This window comes from Candidatus Ruminimicrobiellum ovillum, assembly GCF_002392975.1.
Lineage (GTDB): Bacteria > Elusimicrobiota > Endomicrobiia > Endomicrobiales > Endomicrobiaceae > Ruminimicrobiellum > Ruminimicrobiellum ovillum.
Map to the genome: position 1 here is coordinate 19,730 of NZ_DGIC01000004.1, position 16,808 is coordinate 36,537.

The 16,808-nt window shown below is 34.7% G+C and carries 19 protein-coding genes; 1 reads left to right on the top strand and 18 read right to left on the bottom strand.

What is annotated here, in order from left to right:
* From B2Y85_RS01985 to B2Y85_RS02040, 12 genes are all read right to left on the bottom strand, one after another.
* On the bottom strand, positions 1 to 792 hold a 792-nt coding region (locus B2Y85_RS01985; protein ID WP_372518803.1), incomplete at its 3' end, for a dihydrolipoyl dehydrogenase family protein.
* 3 nt (positions 793 to 795) lie between these two features.
* A complete protein-coding gene (locus B2Y85_RS01990; RefSeq protein WP_372518804.1) occupies positions 796 to 2,520 on the bottom strand; it encodes a proline--tRNA ligase in 1,725 nt (574 codons plus the stop codon).
* Positions 2,521 to 2,645: 125 nt separating this feature from the next.
* Positions 2,646 to 3,419, bottom strand: a complete 774-nt coding sequence (locus tag B2Y85_RS01995; protein WP_372518805.1) for a hypothetical protein — start codon at positions 3,417 to 3,419, stop codon at positions 2,646 to 2,648.
* Between the two features lie 32 nt (positions 3,420 to 3,451).
* Complete coding sequence (locus B2Y85_RS02000; protein ID WP_372518806.1) at positions 3,452 to 3,697, bottom strand: hypothetical protein; 246 nt, start codon at positions 3,695 to 3,697, stop codon at positions 3,452 to 3,454.
* Positions 3,694 to 4,386, bottom strand: a complete 693-nt coding sequence (locus tag B2Y85_RS02005; protein ID WP_372518807.1) for a polysaccharide deacetylase family protein — start codon at positions 4,384 to 4,386, stop codon at positions 3,694 to 3,696. The genes B2Y85_RS02000 and B2Y85_RS02005 overlap by 4 nt, the downstream gene beginning before the upstream one ends.
* Positions 4,387 to 4,389: 3 nt before the next feature.
* On the bottom strand, positions 4,390 to 4,977 hold the full coding sequence (locus tag B2Y85_RS02010; RefSeq protein WP_372518808.1) for a diacylglycerol/polyprenol kinase family protein: 588 nt from the start codon (positions 4,975 to 4,977) through the stop codon (positions 4,390 to 4,392).
* Complete coding sequence (locus tag B2Y85_RS02015) at positions 4,950 to 5,636, bottom strand: M50 family metallopeptidase (protein ID WP_372518809.1); 687 nt, start codon at positions 5,634 to 5,636, stop codon at positions 4,950 to 4,952. The genes B2Y85_RS02010 and B2Y85_RS02015 overlap by 28 nt, the downstream gene beginning before the upstream one ends.
* An 18-nt stretch (positions 5,637 to 5,654) precedes the next feature.
* Positions 5,655 to 6,389 carry a hypothetical protein gene (locus tag B2Y85_RS02020; protein ID WP_372518810.1) on the bottom strand — a complete coding sequence of 245 codons (735 nt, stop codon included), beginning with the start codon at positions 6,387 to 6,389 and terminating at the stop codon, positions 5,655 to 5,657.
* A gap of 210 nt (positions 6,390 to 6,599) precedes the next feature.
* On the bottom strand, positions 6,600 to 7,394 hold the full coding sequence (locus B2Y85_RS02025; RefSeq protein ID WP_372518811.1) for a type III pantothenate kinase: 795 nt from the start codon (positions 7,392 to 7,394) through the stop codon (positions 6,600 to 6,602).
* A 190-nt stretch (positions 7,395 to 7,584) separates the two neighbouring features.
* Positions 7,585 to 8,103: a FumA C-terminus/TtdB family hydratase beta subunit gene (locus tag B2Y85_RS02030; RefSeq protein ID WP_372518812.1), complete on the bottom strand. Its 519-nt coding sequence runs from the start codon at positions 8,101 to 8,103 to the stop codon at positions 7,585 to 7,587.
* Positions 8,100 to 8,936 carry a fumarate hydratase gene (locus tag B2Y85_RS02035; protein WP_372518813.1) on the bottom strand — a complete coding sequence of 279 codons (837 nt, stop codon included), beginning with the start codon at positions 8,934 to 8,936 and terminating at the stop codon, positions 8,100 to 8,102. The genes B2Y85_RS02030 and B2Y85_RS02035 overlap by 4 nt, the downstream gene beginning before the upstream one ends.
* A gap of 153 nt (positions 8,937 to 9,089) precedes the next feature.
* Positions 9,090 to 10,424: an NAD(P)-dependent malic enzyme gene (locus B2Y85_RS02040; protein ID WP_372518814.1), complete on the bottom strand. Its 1,335-nt coding sequence runs from the start codon at positions 10,422 to 10,424 to the stop codon at positions 9,090 to 9,092.
* A gap of 165 nt (positions 10,425 to 10,589) precedes the next feature.
* On the opposite strand from B2Y85_RS02040, the gene B2Y85_RS02045 reads away from it, so the two are divergent.
* Positions 10,590 to 10,766, top strand: coding sequence for a hypothetical protein (locus B2Y85_RS02045; protein ID WP_372518815.1), 177 nt, complete (start codon positions 10,590 to 10,592; stop codon positions 10,764 to 10,766).
* A gap of 405 nt (positions 10,767 to 11,171) precedes the next feature.
* Here B2Y85_RS02045 and B2Y85_RS02050 read toward each other — a convergent pair whose 3' ends face one another.
* From B2Y85_RS02050 to B2Y85_RS02075, 6 genes are all read right to left on the bottom strand, one after another.
* On the bottom strand, positions 11,172 to 12,098 hold the full coding sequence (locus B2Y85_RS02050; protein ID WP_372518816.1) for a hypothetical protein: 927 nt from the start codon (positions 12,096 to 12,098) through the stop codon (positions 11,172 to 11,174).
* Positions 12,099 to 12,272: 174 nt separating this feature from the next.
* Positions 12,273 to 13,457: a hypothetical protein gene (locus B2Y85_RS02055; RefSeq protein ID WP_372518817.1), complete on the bottom strand. Its 1,185-nt coding sequence runs from the start codon at positions 13,455 to 13,457 to the stop codon at positions 12,273 to 12,275.
* On the bottom strand, positions 13,424 to 14,230 hold the full coding sequence (locus tag B2Y85_RS02060; protein WP_372518818.1) for a hypothetical protein: 807 nt from the start codon (positions 14,228 to 14,230) through the stop codon (positions 13,424 to 13,426). The genes B2Y85_RS02055 and B2Y85_RS02060 overlap by 34 nt, the downstream gene beginning before the upstream one ends.
* Positions 14,231 to 14,234: 4 nt before the next feature.
* Entirely contained in the window at positions 14,235 to 15,569 is a 1,335-nt protein-coding gene (locus B2Y85_RS02065; protein ID WP_372518819.1) for a hypothetical protein, read from the bottom strand.
* A gap of 2 nt (positions 15,570 to 15,571) precedes the next feature.
* Entirely contained in the window at positions 15,572 to 16,411 is an 840-nt protein-coding gene (locus tag B2Y85_RS02070) for a hypothetical protein (protein WP_372518820.1), read from the bottom strand.
* A gap of 140 nt (positions 16,412 to 16,551) precedes the next feature.
* On the bottom strand, positions 16,552 to 16,808 hold a 257-nt coding region (locus tag B2Y85_RS02075), incomplete at its 5' end, for a hypothetical protein (RefSeq protein ID WP_372518821.1).

The window sequence follows — 16,808 nt, forward strand, 5'->3', positions numbered from 1 at the left end:
ATTTTCCGGTTTTAGTTCATCGGCATTAGACTTTCGTCCCGCAACTATCAATATTTTTTCAAAGCTGTCTTTATCTTTTAATGTGTCGGTACAAGAAACTTCAACTTTTATTCCCTGTCTTGCCAACACTTTTGAAAGTTCTTGTGCCAAATCGCTGTCTTCACTGGGCAAAATCTGCGGACAAATTTCTCTTAGAGTAACTTTGCAACCGAAAACTGCAAAGATAGAACTTAACTCTATACCGATAGCTCCCGCACCTATAACAAGCATACTTTTGGGAACTTCGGTTAAGTTTAAAGCATCGGTTGAGTCGATATATTTTTGATGATCGTATTCAACGGTTGGAATTGATTTTGTTTCCGAACCTGTTGCAATAATTATTTTATCTGCAAATATATTTATTTCTTCCGTTTCCGTTTTAACATTAAGTTCATTTTTATTTTTAAAACTTGCCTTTCCTTTTACAATATCAACTTTGTTTGCGGTAAGTAATCTCGACACACCTTTAACCAAATTTTCAACTAATCTGTTTTTCTTATTTATTATTTCCTGAAAATTTACAGGTTCCAAAGAAGATTTTAGTCCATACTCATAAGATTTTGATATTGTTTGTTTTACGGATGCCGCCTGCCACAAAAATTTTGTTGGAATACAACCTCTGTTTAAACAAGTTCCGCCCAAATTATCTTTTTCTATTATTACAACCTTTTTACCTTGTTTAGCAAAATTTATTGCACAATTGTATCCCGCAGGGCCTGCACCTATAACGGCTATATCGTATTTATTTTCCATTATTTATATCTCGTATTTTTTAAGTTCTTCCACTATTTTTGAAACTATTTCTTCTTTTTTTATAACTTGTGCTCCGGATTTATCGTCTTTTCTGTTTTTGAATTCAACATTACCGTTTTTAAGATTTTTTTCACCGATAGTAATTCTAAACGGTATACCTATTAAATCGGCATCTTTAAATTTTATACCGGCTCTTTCATCTCTGTCATCAAGCAACACATCTATCTTTAATGCTCTAAGTTCTTTATATATTGCTTCCGCGGTTTCTTTTATTTGTTCGTTATTAAAATCTACAGGTATAATAGAAACTTTATATGCGGCAAGTGCTACAGGCCAAATGATACCGTTTTCATCGTAAGATTGTTCTATAGTTGCTGCAAGTATTCTTGTTACACCTATACCGTAACAACCCATTATCATTAAATTTTCTTTACCGTTAGCATCAAGATATGTTGCTTTCATAGATTTTGAATATTTTGTTCCCAACTTAAAAATGTGTCCAATTTCTATACCTCTAGAAAATTGTAATTTTTCTTTTTTACATCTCGGGCAAGTATCACCATGAACAACTTTTCTTAAGTCGGCAACGATGTCTGCTTTGTAATCTTTATTATAATTTACATTTTTTATGTGCATATCATCTTTATTTGCGCCTATAACGCCGTTAACTATATTTATAACAGAATAATCGGCATATATTTTAATTTTCTTCTTTAAATTTACAGGACCTGCAAAACCTACTTTTGCACCCGTAACTTCCATAATTATTTCGGGTGTAGCAAGTTCAAGTTCACTGCAACCTATTACGGATTGCAACTTTATTTCGTTAATTTCGTAATCGCCTCTTACCAAAACAGCTATCGGGTTACCGTCAGCAACATAAATAATTGTTTTAATGAATTTTTGTGCGGAAGAATTTAAAAATTTTGAAACATCTTCGATAGTTCCCACATTAGGTGTGGAAATTTCCTGCATATCCAAAACCTGTTCATCGGATTTTTCATATATATCTTCCAAACATTCCGCTTTTTCGGAATTTGCTCCGTAACCGCAATTACACCATGCAATTTCTTCTTCGCCGGTATCTGCAAGCACCATAAATTCGTGAGAGAAGTTTCCGCCTATTGCACCGGCTGCCGCTTCAACAACTCTATATTTAAATCCGCACCTTTTACATATTCTTTCGTAAGCGGCATAAACCTTTTTATAATACTCTTCCAAATCGGCTTCGGTTGCATGGAAAGAATATGCGTCTTTCATTAAAAACTCTCTTGCTCTCATAACACCGAATCTCGGTCTTATTTCATCTCTGAACTTTATACCGAACTGATAAAGCATTACAGGCAACTGTTTATAAGATCTTATAAAACTTCTTGCAAGATCCGTAATTGCTTCTTCGTGTGTGGGAGCAAGTGCAAACTCCGCGTTTTTTCTGTCTTTTATTCTAAAAAGTTCTTTACCGTAAACGTTCCACCTTCCGGTTTCTATCCACAATTCTTTAGGTAAAAGTAACGGAAGTTTTACTTCCTGCCCGTCTATTGAAGCCATTTCCTCTTTAATAACCTTCATAACATTTTCAAGTGTTTTAAGACCTAACGGCAAAATTTCAAAAAGTCCGCTGCCCAATTTTTTTACCATTCCGGAACGAACCATAAGTTTTGCCGAAATATTGTCCATATCCGAAGGTGCTTCTTTTAATGTTGGTATAAAAGCTTTTGAAAAGTACATTTTTATGCTCCGATAATTATTATAAATTTTGTTCTATGTATTTTACCATTTTTTATAAGAAATAAACAAAAAAAAACTTCCGCAAAAAACCGTTGCAGAAGTTTTTATATGTTTTATCTTATTACTTATTCTTTATATTTGTCATATTTTTCGGGTAAATTTCGTGTCTTTTTAAGTTCCTGTCTTTTATCTATTGAAACCGGTTTAAAGATATTTTCGACAAAAGCATTTTTCGGTAACGTTAAATTCTTCCACGATGTTTCCGTATTAAAATTTATTATATTAACGGTATCTTGTTCCTGTTTTGCTTCCGTCCAATTCGTTTCCTTAGGGTATTTGCTTCTTATAATTCTTTCCATTCTTGTAGGATACCCGTATTTTTCGGTTATATAAACTCTTAATATTCTTTGAACCGTAAATTTTCTTTCGTATTCATCCAACTTTCTTTCTTCGGTAATAACTTTTGTTGCAACCTGACATTGAAATCCGTTAACCGTTTCTTTATTTTCAATATTAAATCCCGCATAATTAGGAACTTTAAACTTGTCCGTTTTTTCATCAAAAGATTCTCTTGCTTCTCCGCTTAAAACAGCAATAGAAACAAGTGCTCCTTCGGGAACTTTGCTTAAATCCGGAATTTGATATACTTTGTTATCTTTTAAAAGATACTTATTGGTCCCGTATCGGGCGGATTCAATTAATTTATCTTTACCTTGTTCCGTAACAATGTATTCTATCGGTTCTTCATCTTTATATTCGGACGGCACAACAACGGTATAAGTTATTCCCTGTCTTTGAGTATTGTTCCTTTTGGCTTGAAATAACGGAGGTAAAACTTCGGCAAAAGACAAAGAGGAAACAAGCATTAAACTCGTAATAACAATTCCCGATAATCTCATAATTTTTACCTCCCGACAAAACCGTAAAAAGTTTATATTGAAACCGTCTTTACAACAACTCCTACTATTTTAGACAACTTCTTTGTCATTAAAGTTACTTCCCTTTTATTTCCCAAAAATTCCAATATTATAAGTCCCGTCTGAGAACATTTTTTCGGAGTGCTGTCGGTAATACCTAATCTTGTTTTTATAAGGCAACCGTATTCGCTTAAAACTTCCTGAACCGCACTTGAAACATTTTTCCTTTGTTGAACGGAAATAATAACAATGTTTTTCATAAACTTTCCTCCGATAATCTTTTATTTATCATTTCACCTACAGTTACAAATTTATATCCTTTGTTTTTTAATGTGTCTATCAACACCGGTAACATCTTTATTATTGTAGTATTTTTTTGAAGATCGTGCATTAAGAAAATTGTTCCGGGTTTTGCACTTTCCAAATACAGTTCCAACATTTCTTCATGCGATAAAGCTCTTTCCCAATCTATACCGAAAGTCCAATTGATTATTTTGTAATTTGTTTCTCTTGCAATTTCTATTGCATCTTCTTTTAAGTATCCGTGCGGAAACCTTACCAACTTTGTTCTAAAGCCGGTAATATCTTTTATTAAATCCTGACATTGCAAGATTTCTTCTTTTATCTTTTCTTTTTTGTCGTTTTCTTCATCGTATCTGAAAAAATTCATATGATTATATGTATGGTTGGCAAGTTCGTGACCTTTGGAATAAATATCTTTTACGAGTTTAGGCCTTTTTGCTACGGAAGTACCCAACAAAAAAAATGTTGCTTTTACATCTTTTTTGTCTAAAATTTTTAAGATATCTTTTGTGTTTAAGCCGGGTCCGTCATCAAAGGAAAGAGCAATTTCCTTTACATTTAAACTTCCTCTTGAAAAGAAAGTTTGCTCCGCATACAAAGATGTTGTGATAAGTGAAAGTAACAGTATGAAAACTATTTTTTTCATGCTTTAATAAAAAAATCTTGCGATATATGTTAATATACCCGCATTTATTATTTGCATCCAAAAATTATCGTTTAAAGGCCAAGGAATAGTTTCTATAAAAGCCGCTATAATTGCACCTGCAACGGCAAACTGCCAACTCGGTAAAACTATTAAACCTACAATTAAGCAAGCCATAAAACAAGCAAATGTTCCTTCCAAAGATTTACCTGCATATATTTTGTGCTTGCCGTAAGCTTTACCGAAAAGTGCGGCACAGGCATCACCGAAAGCAAGATACAAAAAACTTGCCAAAACAAATGTTTTTTCAGGGAACAAAAGTATTGTTAAAAATGCTCCGGAAAGTGTCCAAGGCAAACCGCTTATTTTGTGTGTTTCGGATTCTCTGTGAACACCGCCCAAGACTTTTAATATAAATACATTAAACTTTTCGTTCCTTGCTCTTATAAATTCGCCCAACAAAACAATTATTATTGCTGTCAATAAACCGATTAAAACCACGGTTTTAGGTAAGAACCAATATGCCGCGACATAAATAAGTGTAAGAATATGAAAAGTTTTTCTTTTTATTTCGTCTTTAGGAAAGCCAAACATTTATATACTCCCATAAAAATATATTTATAAAAATTTATACCGTCAGTAAATACTTTAACAAAAAAATCTTTAACATAAATGTGGTTGGGAAAAATCCAAGCCAAAACCAATACTACCATTATTATATTAATAAAACAAACAAAAACAAAAGAAAAAAACTTTCCGTAAATTTTCATATCTTCCTGACCGACTTTTATTGCATAAAAAGTAAGTGCATAATAAAAAGCAAGAGACATACCGGCAAAAAATAAAAACCAGGAATATATTCCGGTAATATCCATAAACCAACCGAGACTAAAATATATCAAAATGATTATTATAGGATATATCGGAAAAAAATACGGAGAAAGTGTTATAAAGATATTATCTTTTGTTAAAGTAACACTTCCTTTATTTGCGGAAACCTTAAACTTTTTTATTTGAGCACCGCTTAAAAGGCCTGCCAATGCATGTGTAAGTTCATGTCCGAAAACATAAGTGGACATAGGTTTAAAAAATATTACCTGAAATAAAAAATAAACGGCTATTCCTATCCAAAAAGGAACGATATCGAAATTTGTTTTCCCTGCGAAAGAAAAAAACAATTGGAAAAAATCGTATATCAATACCAAAAGTAACGGTACAAAAAAAGCTGATACTATAAATCTTATTTTATTCATTTAATGCCGCTTATTTTATTAAAATCCCGAACTGAGACCGATAGTGTATGATACATAACCGTCATACACGCTTATACCTACGGTTCCGTTAATAATAACAGCCGATACGGAAACTCCGGCATAGTAGCCGAACCCTTCGTAACTGCCTTCCAAATCTTGTTTGTTTGATGATTTCGGATTAACTTTCGTTTTGTCCCAGCCAACACCGATATAAGGAGTTACTATGGGAATATTAAATGTTGCAACCGCACCTAAACCCAAATTGTTTCCGTCAACTTTGTTGATACCGTCATCAGCTTTAAGCAGCGTATACATACCTTGAATGCTGACAGACGGAATAATAAGATCTTTACCTTCAAATATTTTGTATCTTAAACCTGCACCGTAAATATTTGTATCTTGCATATACCCGTATTTTGCTAAAATATTTATGTTACCCGGAAGAGCCACGGCGCCGGTCAGCATAGGCACATAAAGTTCGTTTATTTCTTCCGCTTCAAAAATTTCGCTTGATACTTTGTTATAGTTCACTTTAAGGTGCAAATCTATTCCGTTAAGTCCTAAACCTGCCGAAGCGCTGAAACTTCCGCCTGTCATAATATTACCCAAATCCGATGCTAAATTATCTAAATATTTTTGAGCTTGTTCTTGTGTTGTATAATCAAGCATATCATTGAATTTAGCGAAAGGTCCGGCAAAAACAGTAATAGACACGAAGCACAAAACTGCAAATACGGATAATAATTTTTTCATAGTTACTCCTTACAAAATTGCGAAGCAATTTTGTAGTTTAAAGGGTGAATGGGTGAATGGCTTAAAGGTTTAACAACGAGATCCCGCATCAAGTGCGGGATGACACAACAATGGATTGCCACGCCGATAAATCGGCTCACAATGACAAACTTTTCACCCCTTCACCAACAAATTGTTTACAATTTGTGTTCACCTTTTCACCTGATTTTTTTAGCAATTTTCTTTTTCCCAAATTATTTTTATACCTTCCAATGTAAGTTCAGGTATAACACCTTCTATTTCTTCCATCTCTTTTACCATAAGATACGAAAGACCGCCTGTAGCAATAATTTTTATATTTTCTTCACCCATCTCGTTTTTTATTCTATGCAAAATTTCTTTTACCAACCCGATATATCCGTAATACAAACCGGACTGTATACATTCAACGGTTGTTCTGCCTACAATTTTTGCGGGCATATTTAAAGTAACCTGCGGCAACTTTGCGGTTCTTTGCGTTAAAGCTTCAGCTGATATTAAAGGACCTGCAGTTATTACACCGCCTAAATAATTTCCGTCTTTATCTATACAATCAAATGTGGTTGCCGTTCCGAAATCTATAACCACCGAAGCTGTTTTATACCTGTCATAAACTGCAACGGCATCCGCAATTCTGTCCGCACCGACTTCTTCCGGATTGTTATACGAAAATTTTAAGCCGCCCGCTCTTTTACTTGTAATAAACATTGCATCTTTTTTGAAATATCTTTTTGTTAAATCCGCGAAAACATTATCGAGTGATGGTACAACACTTGCAATGGCAACGGCTTTAATTTGTTCTTTGGATATATCAATTTTCGAATAATAAAATATGTCCAAAATTTTTATCGCATATTCGTCCGCAGTTTTCTTTTTGGATGTTGCTATTCTCCAAATTTGAAAAGGTTTATCTTCGATTTTGTTACCGTTGAATTTAAACAAACCGAGTGTAATATTTGTGTTTCCGATATCTATTGCTAAAAACATGATGTCTCCTTAAAAAATCGCTTTGCGATTTTTTAGTTTATAGGGTGAATGGTTTAAAGGTTTAACAACGAGATCCCGCATCAAGTGCGGGATGACACAACAATGGATTGCCACGCCGATAAATCGGCTCACAATGACAAACTTTTCACCCTTTCACCAACGAATTGTTTTACAATTCGTGTTCACCTTTTCACCCAAACAGGGTGTTTCCGTTACAGTCTATTCCGACTATCAACGGAAAATTTTCTATTTTTATTTCGTAAATTGCTTCCGGTCCCAAATCTTCAAAAGCTATCAACTTAAAACTTTTTACTTTTTCGGCTATCAATGCTCCGACTCCGCCGGTAGCAAGTAAATATATTGATTTATTTTTTTGTATCGAATCAAAAACTTCTTTACTTCTTTTACCTTTACCGATAAGAATTTTTACACCGTTATCCAACATTTTCGGTGTATAAACATCCATTCTTGAAGATGTTGTCGGTCCGCAAGAACCGATAATTTTGTCCGGTGCATTAGGGCACGGTCCGCAATAATATATACAAGCATCTTTTAATTCTATCGGTAACCGGTTACCGCCGTTTAAAAGTTCTACTAACCTTTTATGTGCCTGATCTCTTGCGGTATAAATAGTTCCGGTAAGTTCTATTTTTGTTCCCGCTTTAAAATCTTTAATATTTTGTAATAATTGTTCTATTGTTATCTTCATAATGTTATTGTTTTTCTTCTGCAAGAATGGCACTGCACATTTATTGCAACAGGCATAGATGCTATATGGCAAGGTTTTGTTTCAATAAATACGGCAAGTGCCGTAGGGTTACCGCCAAGCCCCATAGGCCCGATATTCAATTTGTTTATTTCTCCCAACAATTCCTGCTCTTTATCGTTATAATCTTGTTTTATATTTTTGCTGCCTATTGTTCTTAACAATGCTTTTTTTGCAAGAAGACCTACACTTGCGAAATCTCCCCCTATACCTAACCCCACTATTACCGGAGGACAAGCATTCGATCCTTTAAGTTTCATACTTTCTATAACAAAATTTTTTATACCCTGCCAACCGTCAAGCGGTGTAAGCATTTTTAAAAAACTTGCATTTTCGCTGCCGCCGCCTTTAGTTAATATTGTAATTTCTATTTTGTCTCCGTCAACGAAATCAAAATATATGTTTGCGGGAGTATTATCTTTTGTATTTATTCTGTTTAAAGGATCACTTACAATAGATTTTCTCAAATAATATTTTGTGTAACCTTGAGATACTCCTTTATTTATCGCCGTAACAATATCGTCACCTACTATTTCTACACCCTTACCGATTTTCACAAAAAAGTTTGCAGTTCCCGTATCTTGGCATAATGCAATCTTTTTTTCTCTTGCTATTTTTGCATTTTCCAAAATTTCTTTTAGAATATTGTCGGATATGGAATTATCGTTTTTTATGTGCGATGATATGCAATCAATAACATCCTGCGGTAAATTGAAATTTACTTCGCCGCAAAGCTCACAAACTTTATTGATAATTTCTTCACTGTTTATTTTCATTAAAAAACACTCCGTGTTTTTTAGTTTAAAGGGTGAATGGGTGAATGGCTTAAAGGTTTTAACTACGAGATCCCGCATCGAGTACGGGATGACAAACTTTTCACCCTTTCAACCCTTCAACCTTTCAACTATAAAATTTTGCAAAGCAAAAATTTATTTTGATTTTTTTATAAATCCGTTTTTCATCATATCCGCGGTTAACGCTCTGCTTCTTTTTATCATACTCATTGCCTGAGCATAAAACTGGTCGTAACTTGCTTTTCTTTGTGCAACTTTTTCTTTTATTGCTTTTACTGCAACTGCCGCTGCGACTTTCGGATAAACTTTCCAATCGTCCATTGTCGGCAATATTTGTGTCGGTTTTATTTTGTTGTTTGGAATACATGAAGCAAGTTCTACTGCTGCGGTAATACACATATTATCGGTTATTGTTGTTGCTCTTGCATCGAGTGTTCCTCTGAATACTCCCGGGAAACCCAATGAATTGTTAACCTGATTTTCAAAATCGCTTCTGCCTGTTGCAACTACTGCAGCACCTGCTTTTTTTGCTTCCCACGGCCAAATTTCCGGAACAGGGTTTGCACATGTAAATACTATAGGATTTTTTGCCATCTTTTTAATCCATTCTTTCTTTATTACGTTTGGTCCCGGTGTAGATAAACATATCAAAACATCCGCATTTTCCATTGCGGTTTCTATTGTACCTTCAACATTCGAACCGTTAGTATCGCAACACATTGCCCATTTTTCAGGATGCGAATTTTTCAATTCTTTTCTCTTTTTGTTCAATGTTCCTTTAGAATCCACCATTATTATGTTTGCGGGATTTGCTCCGTAAAACATTATTAATCTTGCAATACAAATATTTGCGGAACCCGCACCAAGCATTGCAATTTTAACTTTGGATATCTTTTTATTTACTACTTTTAAAGCGTTTATTAAACCGGCAAGTGTAACAAGTGCCGTTCCCTGTTGATCGTCGTGCCAAACAGGAATATGACATTCTTTTCTTAATGTGTAAAGTATAGGGAAACATTTCGGTTGAGCAATATCTTCCAAGTTTACTCCGCCGAAAGAAGGTTGCAAAATTTTAACGGTATTTATTATTTCCTGTTGATCTTTCGTTGCAAGACAAATAGGATAAGCATCTACTCCGCCGAGATACTTATACAATAATGCTTTACCTTCCATAACAGGCATTGCAGCTTCAGGACCGATGTCGCCAAGTCCCAACACTCTTGTTCCGTCGCTGACAACCGCAACGGAGTTCCATTTGTTTGTATGTTCGTATGCAAGTTCCAATTGCTTGTTTATATCTTTACAAACTGCAGCTACTCCCGGACTGTACCATATTGCAAAATCGTTAAAATCTCTTATTCTGCATTTAGGAACGACTTCTATTTTACCTTTATAAAAAGGGTGTAATCTTCTTGCATCTTTAGACGGTTTTTCCGCTAATTTTAAAAGTTTTTTTACGTTTGTTTTCATAAGATTTTTCCTTAAAGCAATATTATAATTATCTTATAAATTATACCATATTTCTAACTATAATTATACGGCTAAACGAGTTTTATTTTTTGTTTATAATTTCGCATTTACCTTCTTTATGTACCATCCGCTATCGCTTACATTTCAGTACACCGCAGTCGGCAAATGCTTCATTCTAAACAAAAACTGAGAAACTCTTTGATTGCAACCAACGGCAAACGACAAAAATCTGTAAATCCTTTGAGAGCACCAAAGACAAACAGGAAAAATATTTGGATAGATTCCGGATCAGAGTCCGGAATGACGGCAACTGCACGGGATCCCGCATCAAGTGCGGGATGACAGGACGGCGGAGGATTGGAAGATTAGAAGATTGGAAGATTGGAAACGACAACAAGAAACAAAGAGATCCCGCATCAAGTGCGGGATGACAAGGCAGAACAGCAATTTATAATTTACAATGTACAATTTATAATTAACGACAACAGCTCTGGATTGCCACGGCGGTTACACAGCCTCGCAATGACACCACTTTTGTCTTTTGAGACTTTAAGATTTTAGGTTAGAATGAAGAAACTAAAATATAAATTCCTTACTTGTTACTTTCAAAGGATTTACAGATTTTAAATTATAACGAAGTATTTTACGACTGAAGTGTACTGAAGGAAAAACGAAGTGGCTGGTACTCGAAGGAAAAAAATACGAAGTTAGAATTTAAAAGATAAATCCGTTTCGCTATTCCGTTTCTTAGAAACGGAATGACAGTGCTATGAAATGAGAGCCGTAACTCTCTTCAACTTCTAACGGCAATTCAAATGCATAATCTATTATTAATTTAGTTTCGTTTGCAAATGCGAATTCATATCCGAAACCTATATCAAAAGCTTCTTCTCTGCCGCCGAGTCTTATTGCCAATTTTCTATCCAAGACATAACTTTCCACACCGGCTTTTATAAAAGTTTCGTCATCTCTAAACATTACATCTAATGCTACTGTAAAATAAGGTATTTTTATTAACGGCAACTCGTCACTGTAATAACTTAAACCTACTACATTTATATTTTTTACTTCATCTTTTTCCATAAATCCGATATCTGCGGGAACTATATATTTACTGCTGAAACCTACACCTATACCGTTTGCAAACATTGCCAAAATACCGATATCGCCTGTTGCAGCACCTTTGTATGTCGGTAAATCGGTTTCCGATACGTCAAATTTTACTTCCTGAAGTAAATACTTAAAATTTATACCTGCACTTAATTCAACAACTTCTTTATCTAATCTTAATATATCGTTTAATACTCTTGCATAACCGATATTAAAAGAATCTTCTCTTCTTAAGCCCGGAGTAGACACCGATGACCATGCAAAAGAAATAGAACCGTATTTAGCGTTTATAGGATGAACATAACCGATATAGTTTGCTCCTATTTCCACACCTTCAAGACCTGCAAACAATCTTGAACCCATCAAGGTAACTTCTCTTTGTGCAACAAAGCCCAAACCGGCCACATTGTATAACGGTGCATTTGCATCGTTGGATACCGCGGTAAATGCTCCGCCCATACCTAATGCCCTTACACCCCAATAGGTACTTTCAAAAGCCGCATATGCATGTTGGCTCATCGTTAAAACTATGGTTAATAATAATACTGCTAATACTTTTTTCAAAAAAAACACCTCGTGTTTTTTAGCTTAAAGGGTGAACGGGTGAATGGCTTAAAGGTTTTAACTGCGAGATCCCGTATCAAGTACGGGATGACAAACTTTTCACCCTTTCACCAACGAATTGTAAAACAATTCGTGTTCACCTTTTCACCTGTAAAAATTGCTTTAAGCAATTTTTTACCAAACGAAAGCGACTGTTCCGCTTATTGCATCTCCGCCGCTCTTCAATTTAATTTGATAAATATATGTTCCGCTTTCCGCCCAATCGCCGTTATCTTTTCTGCCATCCCAAACGGTAGGATCGGAACCGTCAGCAGATATTTTTCTTATTTTTTTACCTTTCAAATCGTATATAGTTATACTGTCACCCTGTTGCAAATATTTGAATTCAAAGCCCGGATAACTGTTACCTATTTTACCTTTTACTACTATTCTGTTTTTAGGTCTGTAACTTGAATCAGATAATTTAATACTTTCAATAACTCTATAAGAGCCTAAATCCGAAGCAGCAAAAGTATATACCTGATATTTTTTATCTACAGACAAACTTGCACCCGTTACACTTTCCCACTCTGTTCCGTTTTGATATTGCAAACTAAATTTAGATGCTTGTGTTTCGTTTTGTAAAGGAAGATTTTTTATCAGTATCGGACTATTTAGTTCGGAAACTCCTTCAATATCAAGCGATACAGTTGAAATTACATTTTCTCTTACTTGAGAAGAACCGCTTGAAGATGAAGATTCTTCCAAAAAGTCTACCGTTACCTTATGTTCACCGCTATACGCACCTTCGGGAACAGAAACTATTACATAACCGTCATCTTCTTTGGATTGATCTCCGCAGAAAACAGATATTTCTCCGCCCGCGGAACCATCAATATTTCCTTCTATTACATTTATGACTTGTACCGTAACAAATGTTTCGGATGATGCCTCTACAGGAGCATAACGGACATACTCCGAACCATCTACATCAAACACACATTTAATTCTATACTCTATAATACTGTTATCTTTTGTTATCGTGCCTTTCGGTGTCCCGATATAAAAATCTCTTCTGTTCGTTATACCTGTTTTTGTTATCTCTACAACTTCACCGGAATCCAACTTATATTCCAAAACAGCATTTCCGGAAGTTGCTTCACCGAAATTTGCATAAACTTTTGCATTTAAAATTCCGTTGGCCAAAACGGTATCTATTTTTTCGTGTTCGATTGCAGGTTCTATAAACGAAAAATCAACAACCGATGTTATCGTTTTAAAAGTTTCGCTTGATGCCGCATAGGCATTAACAAAACAACACGATACCGACAAAGCTAACATTACTATTAAGAATGAAATATTTTTAAAAACTCTTTCCATTTAGCTTTTAACTTTTCCCAAAAACTTTTTATTTTTTCTATATTATTTTTTTCAACTTTAAATTTTATTTCTTTTGTTGCCTGTTTTCCTAAATCTTCTACAGTGAAAACAGCAACATATGTTCCGTCTTCCAATGTTCCTATACTATCAACGAACTGTTTTGAACTCTCACAAAAAGTAGGAACAGTTTCTTCTATATTAATATTTTTTATTTCTTTTGTTTTTTTAGAATCGAAAATTTGTATTTTTCCGGAATGTCTTATATGAACATTACCGGTATTTTTTATAGTCATCCTATAATAAAATTTTTCGTCTATGTCGCTTTTACCTAAATCTAAAGATTCTATTTCAAAATTTATGTTTTCCGTTCCTTCAACAGTAACATATATAGGAACCGAAATAGAAAGATTTATCATAGAACTTTGATCTACACTAAATTTTACTCTGCCGCAAAGAGAGCCTTTCATTTTTTCATTTATAGTAACTTCATAAGGAACTTTTATTGTTTCACCGGGATTTAACGAAAATTCCGTTTTTTCAATTTTGAGCCAATCGTTAACATCCACACCTTCATTTTCGGAAAAGCAGTTCCCGTTAGATAAAGTCACGGTAAAAGTCATAGGCGTTTCAAATTTATTTGTAACCAAGTATACATTTTCATAAGATGCCCCCGGCACACCCGAAACATTAACTACCGTCGGAGTTACCGAGAAATTAGCAAAAGACAAAGAACATAAAAACATTAAACAAAAAGTAAGAATATATTTTTTCATAAAATTATTCATAACTTAAACTAATAATAAAACTTGCCGTATATTTTGATGCTTTCGCATTTCCTGTATTACAAGCAAAAAACAATTTAGGTTTCCTTTCATAAAAATCAGTAAGAGCATCGTAATATTGTGTCGTTACTCCGCCTGCATCGGTATTTTCAAAAGTATGACAACCGGATTGTGAAGGATTACCGGGAACATTTTGCCAAACTATCGAAGCTTGCGAAGAATCATCTTTGGCTTTTACAAAAAACCAAGGATACCAAGTTTTTGCACCTTCACCAAGCACACGAACTTTTCCCGCATCGTATAAGCCATATAATGTTTCTCCGTCCGGAGCCCAATTTTCACCGATTTCCAACGAATTATAATCGGTAATTGCAGAGCCATCGTAATTAGTATACGGTAACGTTGAACAACTTATTTTCCATGCCGTAGGTAAAACATCACTTGTGTCTGCAATATTATAAAGACCTTCTTTATCATTGTTTGTATAAAATCTTACTTTCCAATTATTACCACCTAAATCGCCATCAATATCAAGTTCCAAATATTGGTCTGCCACAGCCCAACCTTGTCCGAAAGTGTCTTCGGAAAAAGATATAGGTGTTGTTTGATCTGAAACTTCGGAATTATCGGAAACTTTTTTTCTTATGACTGAAAATTCCGCAGGTTCAGCGCTTTTTACCCAACGAATATTATCTATATCTAAAGTATCGTTTTGAACAACATTTGCCGTTTGTCTGACAATGAAGAAAGATCTGACTTGAGATAAAGATGTACCCGTAGGAATATTATAAGTAAGTTCTTGCCAAGTTGTTGAGGTTGAATCAAAACCACTTAAATTTTTTAGATATTGCCACTTTTGAACCTCGGTACCACTATTTACAATACTAAAACCTATCTCGCAATTTTGTAAAACAGCAGAAGATGTTGAACGAACAGAAAATTTAATTGTACCGCCTGCATAAGCGGACATATCTATATTGGCATTGGTTGTTGTGCCTTTTTTGCGAGTATACCCGCAACCGGCCCATGTATATTGTTTCCATTTAAATCTCATATAACGGTTACCTTCCGGCGCAAGGTCTCCGGCCGAACTTTCTACCGATTCACTCGTCATTGTTCCGCCCGGCGTCCACTGATCTTCCCAAACATCAAACTTTATTGCATCTGTATCACTTTCCGGAATATTATCATTGACACCATAAAAATGTGCACCGTTAAAATTGTCGGAATAAACACTATAAACGTTTCTTGTATTGTTGGCAGGAAAAGCAACACTTGCCGTTGCAAACAAGAACACAAATGATAATGATAAAACCTTTTTAAAATTCATAATTACTCAACAACCTTTTCAATAACTATTTTATCCGTACCGAAAATGTCGCCACGGAATACATTCATAAAGTTTCCACCGAAATACATGTATGCCGTTTTACTTCGTTGTACTTCATTCGGTGCCCACGGAGCAAAACTACCGTCTGCACCATAAGGTCCGAAAACAAGACCACCGGCACTTGCACAAGCAATTACGGCATATTCTCTTTTAAAGTTTGATTCCGTGCTTGTTATCTCGCTTTTCAAAACAGTACCGTTATAATAAGCAACATAATCCGCCTCGTCGGTAAAATATCTTGCAACTTTATCACCGGACTGTGTCATAGTTTCGGGATCATATTCACGTTGCAATTCCGAGCTTGATAATTTGTTTGCCGAGAAGAAATAACTCAATGCGATATATCCGCCGTAGTCACCGCCTTGCTTTTCTTCATGAACCAATCCGCTGTGAGCAAATGTTACGCTCGACGTATAAACTTGAACTATTCTTGCTGCTGTTGATTTGTATACCGTGCTTTCGGTATTTTTTTGATATAAGTAATAACTTACCGTAGGATCTGTTACCGTAGCTTTTACGACGGCATATGTTGTTGACCACTTCCATTGAGGAGCATCTTGTCTGAGAGCAACATCCTGAATTTTCCAGTTTATTGTATCCGTGCTTGAATCATCGGCGATATTTTTTAATTCAAAAGAAAAATCTACCGAGCCCATGTTACTGAAATCCGCAACGATATCTACGGTTCCAACTGTTCCCGACGATATAACCGCTGCACAAATTATATTTGAACAAAAAAGCAATGCAAAAGAAATAAAAAATAAACCTAAATTTTTTTTCATTTATTCAATTATCTTTTTTAGAATTTGCTAATATGATTATTATACAAAATTCAACTATATTTTACAAGATATAAAACTTTAGCAATAAAAAAACGGGAAGATTTTTTCTTCCCGTTTTTGTTATTATAATCTTAAATCAATTAGAATCTAAACGAAAGTGCTATAAAATGTGAACCGTATGATTCTTCTATTTCAAAGGGCAACTCAAACGCATAATCTATTGCTAATGTTGAATCGTTCAAGAATGTGAACTCATATCCGAAACCGATATCAAATGCTTCTTCTCTGCCGCCGAGTCTTATTCCCAACTTATCATCTAATATATAACTTTCCAAACCTATTCTGAACTTTGTTTCACCGTCTATAAATATCAAATCAAAATCTGCCGTAAATGTCG

Bases quoted from the DNA above. Each gene is read 5' to 3' on its own strand.
- B2Y85_RS02060 (WP_372518818.1), bottom strand. From the start codon at position 14,230: ATGAAAAAATATATTCTTACTTTTTGTTTAATGTTTTTATGTTCTTTG.
- B2Y85_RS02065 (WP_372518819.1), bottom strand. From the start codon at position 15,569: ATGAATTTTAAAAAGGTTTTATCATTATCATTTGTGTTCTTGTTTGCA.
- B2Y85_RS02045 (WP_372518815.1), top strand. From the start codon at position 10,590: ATGCTTCATTCTAAACAAAAACTGAGAAACTCTTTGATTGCAACCAAC.
- B2Y85_RS02025 (WP_372518811.1), bottom strand. From the start codon at position 7,394: ATGTTTTTAGCAATAGATATCGGAAACACAAATATTACACTCGGTTTG.
- B2Y85_RS02015 (WP_372518809.1), bottom strand. From the start codon at position 5,636: ATGAATAAAATAAGATTTATAGTATCAGCTTTTTTTGTACCGTTACTT.
- B2Y85_RS02070 (WP_372518820.1), bottom strand. From the start codon at position 16,411: ATGAAAAAAAATTTAGGTTTATTTTTTATTTCTTTTGCATTGCTTTTT.
- B2Y85_RS02005 (WP_372518807.1), bottom strand. From the start codon at position 4,386: ATGAAAAAAATAGTTTTCATACTGTTACTTTCACTTATCACAACATCT.
- B2Y85_RS02030 (WP_372518812.1), bottom strand. From the start codon at position 8,103: ATGAAGATAACAATAGAACAATTATTACAAAATATTAAAGATTTTAAA.
- B2Y85_RS02035 (WP_372518813.1), bottom strand. From the start codon at position 8,936: ATGAAAATAAACAGTGAAGAAATTATCAATAAAGTTTGTGAGCTTTGC.
- B2Y85_RS01995 (WP_372518805.1), bottom strand. From the start codon at position 3,419: ATGAGATTATCGGGAATTGTTATTACGAGTTTAATGCTTGTTTCCTCT.
- B2Y85_RS01990 (WP_372518804.1), bottom strand. From the start codon at position 2,520: ATGTACTTTTCAAAAGCTTTTATACCAACATTAAAAGAAGCACCTTCG.
- B2Y85_RS02020 (WP_372518810.1), bottom strand. From the start codon at position 6,389: ATGAAAAAATTATTATCCGTATTTGCAGTTTTGTGCTTCGTGTCTATT.
- B2Y85_RS02055 (WP_372518817.1), bottom strand. From the start codon at position 13,457: ATGGAAAGAGTTTTTAAAAATATTTCATTCTTAATAGTAATGTTAGCT.
- B2Y85_RS02040 (WP_372518814.1), bottom strand. From the start codon at position 10,424: ATGAAAACAAACGTAAAAAAACTTTTAAAATTAGCGGAAAAACCGTCT.
- B2Y85_RS02000 (WP_372518806.1), bottom strand. From the start codon at position 3,697: ATGAAAAACATTGTTATTATTTCCGTTCAACAAAGGAAAAATGTTTCA.
- B2Y85_RS02010 (WP_372518808.1), bottom strand. From the start codon at position 4,977: ATGTTTGGCTTTCCTAAAGACGAAATAAAAAGAAAAACTTTTCATATT.